At 71.0% G+C, this 12,251-nt stretch carries 10 protein-coding genes; 5 read left to right on the top strand and 5 right to left on the bottom strand.

Annotated features, from left to right (window positions below; all coding sequences use genetic code 11):
- Window positions 1-11: 11 nt before the first annotated feature.
- Together O9255_RS13225 and O9255_RS13220 are read left to right on the top strand one after the other, a co-directional pair.
- Window positions 12-656 (top strand): glutathione S-transferase N-terminal domain-containing protein, encoded by a 645-nt coding sequence (locus O9255_RS13225; RefSeq protein ID WP_297867335.1) that lies wholly within the window; start codon window positions 12-14, stop codon window positions 654-656.
- Between the two features lie 44 nt (window positions 657-700).
- On the top strand, window positions 701-2,617 hold the full coding sequence (locus O9255_RS13220) for an MFS transporter (RefSeq protein ID WP_297867334.1): 1,917 nt from the start codon (window positions 701-703) through the stop codon (window positions 2,615-2,617).
- Window positions 2,618-2,902: 285 nt separating this feature from the next.
- Here the strand turns inward: O9255_RS13220 and O9255_RS13215 are convergent, their stop codons facing one another.
- From O9255_RS13215 to O9255_RS13195, 5 genes are all read right to left on the bottom strand, one after another.
- Window positions 2,903-3,775 carry a hypothetical protein gene (locus tag O9255_RS13215; RefSeq protein WP_297867333.1) on the bottom strand — a complete coding sequence of 291 codons (873 nt, stop codon included), beginning with the start codon at window positions 3,773-3,775 and terminating at the stop codon, window positions 2,903-2,905.
- Window positions 3,776-3,846: 71 nt separating this feature from the next.
- Window positions 3,847-4,740, bottom strand: coding sequence for an NAD(+) diphosphatase (gene nudC / locus O9255_RS13210; protein ID WP_297867332.1), 894 nt, complete (start codon window positions 4,738-4,740; stop codon window positions 3,847-3,849).
- Window positions 4,737-5,099 (bottom strand): iron-sulfur cluster insertion protein ErpA, encoded by a 363-nt coding sequence (gene erpA, locus O9255_RS13205; RefSeq protein WP_297867359.1) that lies wholly within the window; start codon window positions 5,097-5,099, stop codon window positions 4,737-4,739. The genes nudC and erpA overlap by 4 nt, the downstream gene beginning before the upstream one ends.
- A 41-nt stretch (window positions 5,100-5,140) precedes the next feature.
- Window positions 5,141-5,605, bottom strand: coding sequence for a polymer-forming cytoskeletal protein (locus O9255_RS13200; RefSeq protein WP_297867331.1), 465 nt, complete (start codon window positions 5,603-5,605; stop codon window positions 5,141-5,143).
- 20 nt (window positions 5,606-5,625) lie between these two features.
- Window positions 5,626-6,318: a DUF6776 family protein gene (locus tag O9255_RS13195; RefSeq protein ID WP_297867358.1), complete on the bottom strand. Its 693-nt coding sequence runs from the start codon at window positions 6,316-6,318 to the stop codon at window positions 5,626-5,628.
- 140 nt (window positions 6,319-6,458) lie between these two features.
- On the opposite strand from O9255_RS13195, the gene O9255_RS13190 reads away from it, so the two are divergent.
- From O9255_RS13190 to O9255_RS13180, 3 genes are all read left to right on the top strand, one after another.
- The gene (locus O9255_RS13190) at window positions 6,459-7,052 is read left to right on the top strand and encodes a DUF4126 domain-containing protein (protein WP_297867330.1); all 594 of its coding nucleotides are present in this window, start codon (window positions 6,459-6,461) and stop codon (window positions 7,050-7,052) included.
- 73 nt (window positions 7,053-7,125) lie between these two features.
- On the top strand, window positions 7,126-9,735 hold the full coding sequence (locus tag O9255_RS13185) for an EAL domain-containing protein (protein WP_297867329.1): 2,610 nt from the start codon (window positions 7,126-7,128) through the stop codon (window positions 9,733-9,735).
- Between the two features lies 1 nt (window position 9,736).
- A complete protein-coding gene (locus O9255_RS13180) occupies window positions 9,737-12,205 on the top strand; it encodes a hybrid sensor histidine kinase/response regulator (protein WP_297867328.1) in 2,469 nt (822 codons plus the stop codon).
- Window positions 12,206-12,251: the final 46 nt, after the last annotated feature.

The following is a 12,251-nucleotide window of genomic DNA, read 5'->3' as shown; positions in this document are numbered from 1 at the left end:
CGGAGGCGACCATGAAGCTCTTCTGCTCCCTGCCCTCGCCCTTCGCCCGCAAGGCGCGCGCCCTCGCCGCCGAGAAAGGCCTGGAACTTGAGCTCGTCGAAGTCGACGTGCTCGACCCGGCCAGCCCGGTCGCGGCGCTGAATCCGCTGCGCAAGGTGCCCTGCCTCGTCACCGACGACGGCGAGGCCTGGTTCGATTCGCCGGTGATCGCTGAATGGCTGGATGCCCAGCCCGGCCCGCGGTTGCTTCCCGAGGACTTCGCGGCACGCATGCGCGTGAAGCGCCTCGAAGCGCTTGCCGACGGCCTGCTCGATGCCGCCGTGCTGGTCCGGCTCGAATCCGTGTGGCCGGGTCGCACGCCCGAGCAGCGCAGCACCGCGTGGATGGACTGGCAGTGGCTGAAGATCGACGGCGCCGTTGGCGAACTCGAACGCCACCTCGCGGCGCGCGCGACGGAGGGCGTGCCGCCGATGTTCTTCGAAGGCGCCGGCGTCACCCTCGCCGACCTCGCCGTCGGCAGCGCGCTGGAGTGGATCGACTTCCGCCTGCCCCACCGCCCGTGGCGCGCGCAGGCCCCGCTTCTCGCGACCTGGCTGGCGCGTTTCTCGATGCGCCCCACGTTCGCCGCCAGCGCCCCGGTGCTGCCCAAGCCCTGAGCCCTCGCAGGTTTGCTACGTTCTGCGGGCCCTCGGAGCCCGCCATGTCGCACAGCCAGTTCGCGCTGCTTTCCCAACGCCGCTTCGCCCCGTTCTTCCTCGCGCAGGCGCTGGGTTCGTTCAACGACAACGTCTTCAAGCAGGCGCTGGTCATCCTCGTCACCGTCAAGGCGGTCGGGCTGAGCAGCGACGAACGCAGCCTCTGGGCCAACCTCGCCAGCGCGCTGTTCATCCTGCCCTTCTTCCTGTTCTCCGCCACCGCCGGCCAGTGGGCGGAGAAGTACGAGAAGGCGCGCTCGATCCGCCGCATCAAGCTGCTGGAGATCGTCATCGCCGTGCTCGCGGCGGTCGGCTTCTGGCTGGACTCGTTGCCCTTCCTGCTCGGCGTGCTGTTCCTGCTCGGCGCGCAGAGCACGCTGTTCGGCCCGATCAAGTACGCGATCCTGCCGCAAGCCCTGAAGCCCGAGGAGCTCACCGGCGGCAACGGCCTCGTCGAGACCGGCACCTTCCTCGCCATCCTCGTCGGCACGATCTTCGGCGGCGTGCTGATCAGCGAGTACGAGAACGGCCCACTGCTGGCCTCGCTCGCCGTCATCGCCATCGCCGTCGTCGGCTACATCGCCGCGCGCTTCGTGCCCGAAGCGCCCGCCACCGCGCCGGACCTCGTCGTCGACCGCAATCCCTTCCGCGCCACGGTGTCGACGCTGGCGACGCTGAAGGGCCAGCGCGCGGTGCTGAACTCGGTGCTCGGCATCAGCTGGTTCTTCTTCTTCGGCGCGCTGTTCCTCGCCCAGCTGCCGAAGTACGCCATCGACGTGCTCGGCGGCGATGCGACGGTGATCCCGCTGCTGCTGACGCTGTTCTCGCTCGGCATCGGGCTCGGGTCGCTGCTGTGCGAAACGCTGTCGCGCCGCACCGTCGAGATCGGCCTCGTGCCGCTCGGCGCCATCGGAATGACGGTGTTCGGCATCGACCTGTGGCTGGCGCAGCCGCAGGCCAGCGTGCACGCGCTGGAAGTCGCCGCCGGCAGCGCCAATGCGCTCGACTGGCGCGGCTTCCTGGCGGCCGAAGGCAGCGTGCGCATCGCCATCGACCTCGCGCTGATCGGCGTCTTCGGCGGCTTCTTCATCGTGCCGCTGTTCGCGCTGGTGCAGCAGCGCGCGCCGCGCGAGCAGCTCTCGCGCGTCATCGCGGCCAACAACATCGTCAACGCCCTCTTCATCGTGATCGCCGCGGGGCTCGCGGTGCTGCTGCTTGGCCCTGCGGGCCTGTCGATTCCGCAGCTCTTCCTCGTCACCGCGGCGCTGAACGCCGTCGTGGCGATCTACATCTTCAGTCTCGTTCCCGAGTTCCTGATGCGCTTCCTGGTGTGGCTGGCGACACTCGCCATGTACCGCATCGACACCAAGGGCATCGAGGAGAACATCCCGGACGAAGGCGCGGCCCTCGTAGTCTGCAACCACGTCGGCTACATGGACGCCCTGCTGCTGGCCGGCGCCATCCCGCGGCCGGTGAAGTTCGTCATGTACTACAAGATCTTCCGCATCCCGGTCATGAACTGGGTGTTCCGCGCGGCGGGTGCGATCCCCATCGCAGGAAGCAAGGAGGACCCCGAACTGATGCAGCGCGCCTTCGACCGCATCGACGCGGCGCTGGCGAACGGCGAGATCGTCGGCATCTTCCCCGAGGGCGGACTGACGAAAGACGGCGAGATCGCGACGTTCCGCCCCGGCGTCGAGAAGATCCTCGGCCGCCGCGCGGTGCCGGTGGTGCCGATGGCGCTGAAGAACCTCTGGGGCAGTCTGTTCAGCCGCCGCGATTCGGCGCTGGGCCGCATGCGCCTCCCGCGCCGCTTCCGCGCGGCGATCGGCATCGAAGCCACCACGGCGGTGCCGGGCGAGACCGCCACCGCGGCGCTGCTCGAGGAGAAAGTGCGCGCGCTGCGGGGTGACGCGGCATAGCGGAAGAGCTCGCTGTCACGCCCGCCTCGCGGGAGCTGCGCTCCACGATCTTCCGACACCGATGGAGGATGCGCGAGGCGCGTGCCGTGGCGAAGGCCGCCAGCGAGGCGACTAAGGAGCCCCGGCGCGATCTCCAGGCGCAGCCCGAAGGGTGGCGCAGGATGCGCCATCGATCCGAGGGGCAGGGACGCCCCCTTCGGATCGACCGCCGGGAACTTCGCGACCAAGGTGACGGGGCGGGCCAGCCTCGTTGGCGGCCTTCGCCACGGCGTCTACCCGCCGCCGCTACCCGACGAACCCCGCGACGACGAACAGCGCCAGCACGCCCATCCAGATCACCAGGATGCGCCACACCAGGCTCATCGCATCGCGCAGTTCCAGCAGCGCGGGAGCCTGCGCCGGGCCATCGGCCGCGTAGGCCTCTTCCTCGGCGAGTTCGACCGCCACGCTCACGCGCGCGGCAGCCTCGAGATGCCCGAGGCCGAGACGGATCCCGTCGGCATGCCAGCGACGCCAGGCACCGATCACCGCGTCGAAATCCGCGGCGAGGGCCAGCGTCAGCGTCATCAACTGCGCCACCGGCCAGTCGAGCACGCCGAGCAGAACAGTCGCGGTGCTGCGCTGCGCTTCCGGCAGGCGCTGCTGCGCCGCGCCTTGCGCCGAGAGAGCGACAAGCCGGTAGCCGACCGCGCCGACCGGGCCGAGGACGAGGAACCAGAACAGCGGCCCGAACCAGCGCCACAGCGCGCAGCGGAACACCGCTTCCACCAGCGGGCCGCCCTCGATGACGGCATCGTCGCGCTGCGGAAACAGCGGCTTGGCCGCCTCGCGCCGGGCCTCGGCGCCGTCGGCTTCGATGACCGCTTCGACATCGAGGTCGAGATCGCGCGGGCCCCAGGCGTAGAACACTGCCGCGATGCCAAGCAGCAGGCTCGGGAGGCCGTAGGCCCAGCCCGAGAGCCACCACTGCAGTGCAGCGAGCAGAACCAGCGGCAGGCCGAGGCCGAACCACAGCGCGGCGCGACGCAGGCTGCCGCCCTCGGCGCCCAGCACACCCAGCCACGCGACGAAGCCATCGTGGTGGCGAAGCGCGGCCAACGGCTTGGCGAAATGGCCGAGCAGCAGGGCGGCGATGACGGCGACGAGGGTGATGGACATCCGGTCTGGAGGCGACGGCGCGTGCGGAAGGGGAGTCTAGCGCGCGGGCGCGAAGGGCTCGTGCGGTGGCCTCAGGAGGTGCCGTCGGCCCAGGCTTCGATCAAGGCGCGGGCGATCGAGAGCCGAGGCGCGAACGCCAGCGGCGGCGGCTCGGCACCGCGCGGCGTGTCGCCGACCGCCAACCCGGCCAGCACCTCCTCGCGGGTGAACCAGCGTGCGGCTTCGAGCTCGTCGTCGACTTCCGGCGCCGGGGCATCGGGCGCGGCTTCGGCATGGAAGCCGAGCATCAGCGCCATCGGAAAGGGCCAGGGCTGGTCGCCGGCGTAACGCACGGCGCCCACCTCGACGCGGGTTTCCTCGAACACCTCGCGGTGGACGGCCTGGGCCAGCGATTCGCCGGGCTCGACGAAGCCGGCCACCACCGACCAGCGGCCCGGGGGCCAACTGCGCTGGCGGCCGAGCAACAGCCGATCGCCGGAGCTGACGGCCACGATGATGGCGGGGTCGGTGCGCGGGTAGGCCTCGAGGCCGCAGCCCGGGCAGCGCGCAGCCCAGCCGGCCTGGCGACGTTCCACGGCCGTGCCGCAGACGCCGCAGAAGCGCGCGCGGCGCTGCCAGTTCAACAGGCCTGCGGCGGCGGCGAACAGCGCGGCCTCGCGGCCCGGCCACTGCAGGCCGGCGCGGCGCAGGTCGACGGTGGGGGCCCCTTCGGCCAGACGCTCCCAGGCGAAACAGGCCACACCCTCGACGAGGCCGATGAACGCCGCATCGTCCGGGCGCTCGCTGGCCAAGGCTTCGCCGTGGGGCCAATCGGCGAACTCGCCCTCGTCGAGGCTGCGCGATTCGGCATCGAGCCGCAGCACGCGCGCCCCGGGCCAAGCGGCATCGAGGGCCTCGGTGGAGGAGCGAAGGTGTGCGGCGCGGTCGAAGCCGCCGTCGACGAAAGCGAAGCCCGAGAGGCTCACACCGAGAAGCTGCTGCCGCAGCCGCAGGTGGTCTTGGCGTTCGGATTGCGGATGACGAACTGCGAGCCGGCGAGGCTCTCGCGGTAGTCGACCTCGGCGCCCATCAGGTACTGCAGGCTGAGCGGATCGACGACGAGGGTGACGCCGTCGCGCTGCACCGCGACGTCATCCTCGTTGCTGGCCTCATCGAACTCGAAACCGTACTGGAAGCCCGAGCAGCCGCCGCCGGTGATGTACACGCGCAGCTTCAGCTCGGCATTGCCCTCGTCGGCGATCAGCGCGGCGACCTTGGCCGCGGCGGCCGGCGTGAAGCCCAAGGGGGCGTCGAGATCCTGGTAGCTGGGCGTGGTCATGGGCATGAGGTGGCGTTCGGCGACATCGGATTCAAGCACGTCGCCCGTCAGGCCGGCGTCGCTTCGCGCTCGGCGGTGGTGCGGGGCGACGTGGCGGGCTTGCCGCCCGCACCGTTGCTGGACGCCAGTGCGGCCGAGGACAGCACATGCACCAGCTGCCCCGTCACCGCGGCGCCGGCCGCCATCTCGATGACGGCGTAGTGCAGGTTGCCTTCGACGCGGGCTTCCGGGCCCAGCTCGAGCCGCTCGAAGGCATGCACGTCGCCCTTCACGAACCCGTTGATCACGATCACCGGCGCATGCAGCTCGCCCTCGACGCGTCCGCGAGCGGCCACGGTGATCGTCGCTTCGGCGCCGGCCTCGGCCAGCGCGCGACCGATCAGCTGGCCTTCGAGGTACAGGCCGCCGGCGAACTGCACGTCGCCGCGCAGCACCACCTGCGGGCCGATGAGGGTGTCGACACTGCCGCCGGCGCGAGGCGCGCGGGTCTTGGAATCACCGAAACCGAGCATGGGACGATCCTTTGGGGGAATCAGGGGGCCGCGCCGCCCTGCCAGGGCAGGGTGGCGTCGATGGGGCCACCGCCGCCGTCCAAAGTCACGCGGACGCGCTGCGGGGTGAAGCCCGCCGGCAGCACGATGCTGCCTTCGAGCTTCTGGAAGTAGCGGAAAGAATACGCCTGCCCCGGGGCCTTGTCGGCCTGCCGCAACGTGTCCCAGTCGATGGTCTTCAAGGCCCCGTCGGCCACGCCTTCCACGGCGAAACGCAGGCGTCCGGCGCTGATCGCGCCGCGATTGAGGTTCTGAGTCAGGGTCAGGGTGTAGCGCCAGCTGCCGCCGGCTTCGGGCTGGAACTCGGCCGCATGCACGGAAAGGCCGCGGCGTTGCCCGGTGGCGCCCACCAGTCGCTCATAGAAGGCCACGTCGGCGCGCAGGGCGGCGATCTCCTCGTCGCGCTCGGCCAGGGTCTCCTGCACTTCGAGGTTCGCGGCGCGGCTGATCTGCTCGGAGCGCGACAGCGTCGCGACCTGCTGCTTGGCTGATTCCAGCTCGGCGCGCGCATCGGCGTGCAGCTTCAGCAGCTCGCCGTGCTCGGCCCGCAGGTCCGTGAGCGCCGGCTCGGCGCGCCATGCCATCCAGCCCCAGAGCAGCACCAGCGACAGGGGCCAGCCGACCCACACGGCGAGGCGACGCACGCGGTCGGAGGTGCGGCGGGGCACCACGATGAAGCGGGAATCGTCGTCGCGTTGGTGGCTCACGGCTCGGATCCGGCACGGGGGCGACCGGTATAGCGGCCCCCTTCAGGCAGGGTCAAGCCATCGCTTCCATACTCCGGCCGTCCCCCGCCGCCCCGTGGAGTGCCGCCGTGCCCGAAGCTCCCCTGTTCGCCCTTGGCCTCGCCCTCGCCTGCCTCGCGGGTGTCCGCGCCTACCTCACGGTGTTCGGCGTCGGCATCGCCGCCCTGCTCGGCTGGGTGTCCCTGCCGGCCGGGATGGAGGTCGTCACCTCCCCATGGGTGCTCGGCACCGCCGGCGCCCTCGCCGTGGTCGAGTTCTTCGCCGACAAGATCCCCGGCGTCGATTCGGCTTGGGACCTCGTGAACACGCTCGCCCGCGTCCCTGCCGGAGCCTTCCTGGCCTCGGCGGCGTTCGCGCCAGACGGCGAGTGGAGCATTGCCGCCGCGGCCCTCGGCGGTGCCGCCGCCCTGTCCACCCACACCCTGAAGAGCAGCACCCGCGTGGCCATCAACGCCTCGCCCGAACCGGTCTCGAACTGGGTGGCCTCGGGCACCGAGGACGCCGTGGCCGTCGGCGGGCTGACCCTGACCCTGCTCGCGCCGGTCCTGGCGGCCTCGCTGCTGCTCGTTTTCACGGCCGGCGGGCTCTACCTGGGCTGGCGGCTGGTCCGCGGCTTCAGCAAAAGACAAGAAAACAAAACGCGAACCGCGTCACAAGTGTGAATCTTGATGAACGCGGATTGCCGCGTTCCGGGGGGCGACCAACAATGCGGGGACCCCTTGGAGCCCGCCGCCCGTGTCCGTTGCCGCCGCCCTCGAAGCCGGCCAAATCGCGGCCGAAGACCTCGCGCCCGTGCTGCGCCACCGCTGCCGGCTGCTGGAACGCCGCGTGCGTCGTGCGCGGCGCACCGGCTGGGACATCAACGCCGTCGCCCAGATCCGCGAAGAGCTGGGGCCACTCGTACATGGCCTGCACGCCCTCGGCCGCAGCCCCGCCGTCGACACCGCGCTGCTGCTGGCCGAGTCGCTGGCCCGCCCGCTGGAGAAACAGGACCTGCCGGACCCGATCCTGGGTGCCCGGTTCAGTGCCCTGCTCGAGACCCTGATCGACCAGCTGCCCGCCGGCGGCCACGACGAGCTCGAGCGCTCCCTGGTGATGCTGCCGCACCCGCCCCGCGGCGAAGCCCTTCCCCTGGGGTTCTGGCGACGCTGGGTGGCCGATGCCGCGCCGCCTCGTTGCGTGCCGGCCATGCCCATGAATCGCCCCCCCATCCCCACCTCTGGTACACGCCCGCCCCCCGCTGACGCGTCTACACTCGAAAGTCCTCGTTTTGGCAATGGATCGCTGCCCATGACCGCGCTGCGGCTTTACCTCCTGTCCGACGAAAGCCGCGAGGCCGAGACCCTGGCCGAGCAGTTGCGCTCCCGCCAGTTCGAGGTCGACGTGCTGTCGGACATCGACGAGCTCGTCGAACTCATGGGGGCGCTGCCCGCTGACGTGGTGCTCGTCGACCGCATGCATGCGGCCTCGATCGAGCGCATCGGCAACGCGATGAAGCCCATCCGCATGCGCGCCAACCAGCCGATCCGCATGGCGCTGATCACCGACACCGACGACGTGATGGCACGGCTCTCGGCCCGCCGCGCCGGCATGGACGCGGTGCTGGTCCGCCCGCACGGCGGCATCGACGTGGCCAACCGCCTGCGCGACCTGTTCAGCACGGGCGAGCCGGTCTACCGCGTGCTGATCGTCGAGGACGACCGCGCCCAGGCCCTGTTCGCCGAAGGCGTGCTGCGCAACGCCGGCATGGACACGCGCATCGTCCTCGACGCGCTCGACGTGCTGCCGACGCTCGACACCTTCGAGCCCGACCTGATCCTGATGGACTTCCACATGCCGGTGGCGAACGGCATCGAGCTCACCGCCCTGATCCGCGAGCGCGAAGCCTTCATGCACACGCCCATCGTCTTCCTCACCGGGGAGCAGGACGAGGAGGTGCGCTTCAACGCGATCGATGCCGGTGGCGACGACTTCCTGGCCAAGCCGATCCGCCCGAAGCACCTGATCGCCAGCGTCCAGGGCCGCATCCGCCGCTACCGCGACGTGCAGCAGATCCGCGACCGCGAATCCGATGGCGCCGCCGCGGTGGCCAGCAGCGTCGACAGCGGCATCGTCGAGCGCGGCCGCATGATGGCCCGCATCGACCAGCTCATCACCGAAGGCCGCGCGCGCGGCGGCGTGGTGTTCCTCGAGATGGAGACGATCGCCAAGCTGCGCGAGCGGCTGGGCCTCGGCCAGTTCGAGCGCCTGCACGTCGAAGCCCTCGACCTGCTCAAGCCGCTGGCCGGCGAACGCATGCTGTGCCGCTTCGCGGACGGCGGCTTCCTGGTGCTCGACGCGAGCCTCGACCCCGACGAGCTGCTGATGCTCGGCGTGCAGCTGCGCGAGGCGCTGGTCGCGCACGAGTTCCGCCTCGGCGACCAGAGCGTCATCACCCCGGCCGTCGCCGGCGTCGCACCGCTGGCGGAAGAATTCACCGACGCGGGCGCCCTGCTCAACGCCGTCGAGAAGACCGCGCACAACGCCCGCAAGCGTCCCGACCGCATCGACCTCTACCGACCGCTGGCGGCCGAAGAGGCGCTGCGCCAGAAGGCCCTGATCGACGACATGCGCGAGGCCATGTCCGACGGCCGTCTGTCGCTGCTCTACCAGCCGATCGTCGCGGTCGCTGGCGGCGAGGCCAGCCGCTACCAGGCCCTGCTGCGCCTCGACACCAGCAGCGGCAAGCGCATGACCGCCGCCGAGGTGATCCCGGCCGCCGAGCGTTCCGGCTTCATCGTCGAGATCGACCGCTGGGTGCTGCGCGAATCGATCGCGAAGATCGCCAAGGCGCGTGAGCGCGGCGCGGCGATGACGCTGTTCGTCACCCAGTCGCCCTACACGCTCGCGCATGGCGGCCACGCCGAATGGCTGCGCAACGAATTGCGCGCGCTCGACGTGCCGGGCGGCTCGCTGGTGCTCGAGATGCGGCTTTCCGACGCCAGCGTGCACACCGGCACGCTGCGGGAGTTCTGCTCGGCGATGGTGGCGGACGGCGTGCAGTTCTGCCTGTCGCAGTTCGAGCCGGGCCCGGAGGTCGAATCGACGATGGAGCAGCTGCCGCTCTCGCTGATCAAGCTCGCCGGCAAGTACTCCACAGGCGCGCCGTCGTCGGCCGTCCGCGACGAGTTGAAGGTCATCATCGACCGCGCGCACCGGCGCAGCCTCGAGGTGATCGGCCACGGCGTCGAAGACCCGCAGGCCGCCGCCACGCTGTGGATGAGCGGCGTCGACTTCGTGCAGGGCAACCTCGTCCAGCAGGCCGCCGACGCCCTCGACTTCGACTTCAATCAGGCGATCCTCTGACGTGCTGCCGCCACGCCTCCCGAACCGACTGCTCGCGGGCTGGCTGCTCCTGGCGGCGGCCGGCGGCCTGCTGCTGGCCGTGGTCTTCGCCCTGCTGCCCTTCGGTGCCTTCTGGCCCACCGTCATCGCCGCGTTGGCCTTCACCATCGGCGCGACCGTGGTCGTGCCGGGCGGCCTGCGCCAGGCGCGCGAGCTGCTCGCCGAGCACCAGCGCCTCACTAGCGAGAACCAGCGCATGGTGGAAACGCTGCAGCAGGAGCTGGAGCGCCACCGCCGCCTCGAGCTCGAGCTGAAGGACGCGAAGAAGCAGACCGAAGCCGCGATGATGGCCAAGGGCGAGTTCCTCGCTACGATGAGCCACGAGATCCGCACGCCGCTCAACGGCATCCTGCCAGTGATCGACATGCTGCTGGCCGCGCGCCTCACCGCCGACCAGGCCGGCCTGCTGCGGACGGCGCATGGTTCGGCCAAGCAGATGCTGCGGATCGTCGACGACATCCTCGATTACTCGAAGCTCGAAGCGAACAAGGTCGACCTCGAAACCACCGGCTTCAACCTGCGCGAGCTCGCCGAATCGGTCGTCCGGCTGATGACCAAGCAAGCCGAGACGAAGGGCCTGCTGCTGCACCTCGAGATCGATCCCGGCGTGCGCCTGCCGGTGCGCGGCGATCCGACCCGGCTGCGCCAGGTGCTGTCGAACCTGCTCAGCAACGCGATCAAGTTCACCGACCGGGGCCGCGTCACCCTGCGCATCCAGAAGAATGGCGAGGAGCGCCTGCACCACCCGCTGCGCTTCGAAGTGGTCGACACCGGCATCGGCATCCCGAAGGACAAGCTCTCGCAGCTCTTCGTGGCCTTCTCGCAGGCCGACGCCTCGACCACGCGCATGTATGGCGGCACCGGCCTCGGCCTGGTGATCTGCAAGCGCATCATCACCCTGATGGGCGGCCGCATCGGCGTCGACAGCGACCCCGGCCAGGGCTCGCGCTTCTGGTTCGAAGTGCCGCTGTCCAAGGCCGTCGGCGACCTGCCTGCGGCGCGCGCCGACCTCTCCGGCGCCCGCGTCCTGCTGATGACGCCCGACCCGGCGCAGCGTGAACGCCTCGCCACGGCCATGCAGAACTGGGGCCTGCGCCTGTCCTACTCGAGCACGCCGCCCGAGGCCCTGCAGATGCTGCGTTCGGCCGCGTCCCGCGGCATGGGTGGCGGCTTCGAGGCGCTGGTGGCCGACCTGCGCGACGGCGCCTCTGCCGCCGTGGTGCTGCAGCGCGCGCTCTCGCGGTCGCCGGAAGTCGCGGGCCTGAAACTGCTGCTCCTGACCGGCGCCGAGCCTCTGCCGCCGGAGACCACCGCCGCAGCGACCGTCGCCGTGCTGCGACGCGACGCCGCGTCGGCCGACCTGAAATCGGGGCTGGCCGACCTGCTCGTGCCCGACCAGGCCGTGCCCCTGCCCGGCGCGGCCGACGCCGAGGACGACTTCGGCCTCGGCGCCGAACCAGCGCCCTCGCCGGCCGTCGCCGCCCTGCCGCAGGGCAGCAGCGTCGGCGCGTTCTCGGAAGCCGCCATCGGCCGTCGCGCGCGCGTGCTGCTGGTCGAGGACAACCCCGTCAACCTGCTCGTCGCGCAGAAGCTGATCGCCCAGATGGACCTCATCTGCGAGTCGGCCGGCGACGGCGAGCGCGCACTGGAGCGCATGGCCGCGGGCAACCTCGATGTCGTGCTGATGGACTGCCAGATGCCGGTGAAGGACGGCTACACCGCCACCCGCGAATGGCGCGAGTACGAGAACGCCCAACGGCTGCCGCGCTTGCCGATCGTCGCCATGACCGCGAACGCGATGGCCGGCGACCGCCAGCGCTGCCTCGACGCGGGAATGGACGACTACCTGTCGAAGCCGGTCGATCGCTCGCAGCTCGAGGACACCCTGAAGCGCTGGCTGCAGCGCGGCGCACTCGCGCGCCGCAGCGCTGCTCCGGCCGCTCCCGCACCGGCGCCTGCCGCCCGTCCGGCGCCTGCGCCGGCCGCACCGACCCTGCCCGCCATCCCCGGCATGCAGCGGCCCGAGGCGCCGCTGCCGTCGGCCGTCGCCCCCGCAGCCGTCACCCCGCCCTCCCCGGCGCCGGCGACCCCAGCGCCGAACGTGCTGGACGACGACGTGCTCGCCGAACTGCGCGAGGTGATGGGTTCCGAATTCGGCAACCTCGTGCAGATGTTCCTCGTCGACGCGGCGAAGTACATCCAGCAGCTCGAAGAGGCCGCGGGTGGCGGCGACCTGGAGAAGATGATCGCTCCGGCGCACACGCTGAAGTGCTCCAGCGCCAATCTCGGCGCGATGGCGGTCTCGGACGCCGCGAAGCGCATCGAGGTGGGGGCCCGCGAAGGCGTGCTGCCCCGCCCCGCCGTGGCCGTGGCCGTGCTCGAAGCGGAATTCCAGCGCGCCAGCGAAGCGCTGCGCCGGCTGGTGGCCTGAAACGCGAACGGCCGGGTTTCCCCGGCCGTTGCTGTCGCGTCGCGAT

It is taken from the genome of Silanimonas sp. (assembly GCF_027530345.1).
Taxonomy (GTDB): Bacteria; Pseudomonadota; Gammaproteobacteria; order Xanthomonadales; family Xanthomonadaceae; genus Silanimonas.
The sequence above is the reverse complement of the archived record's forward strand: the minus strand, read 5'-3'. Positions and strand labels throughout refer to the sequence as shown.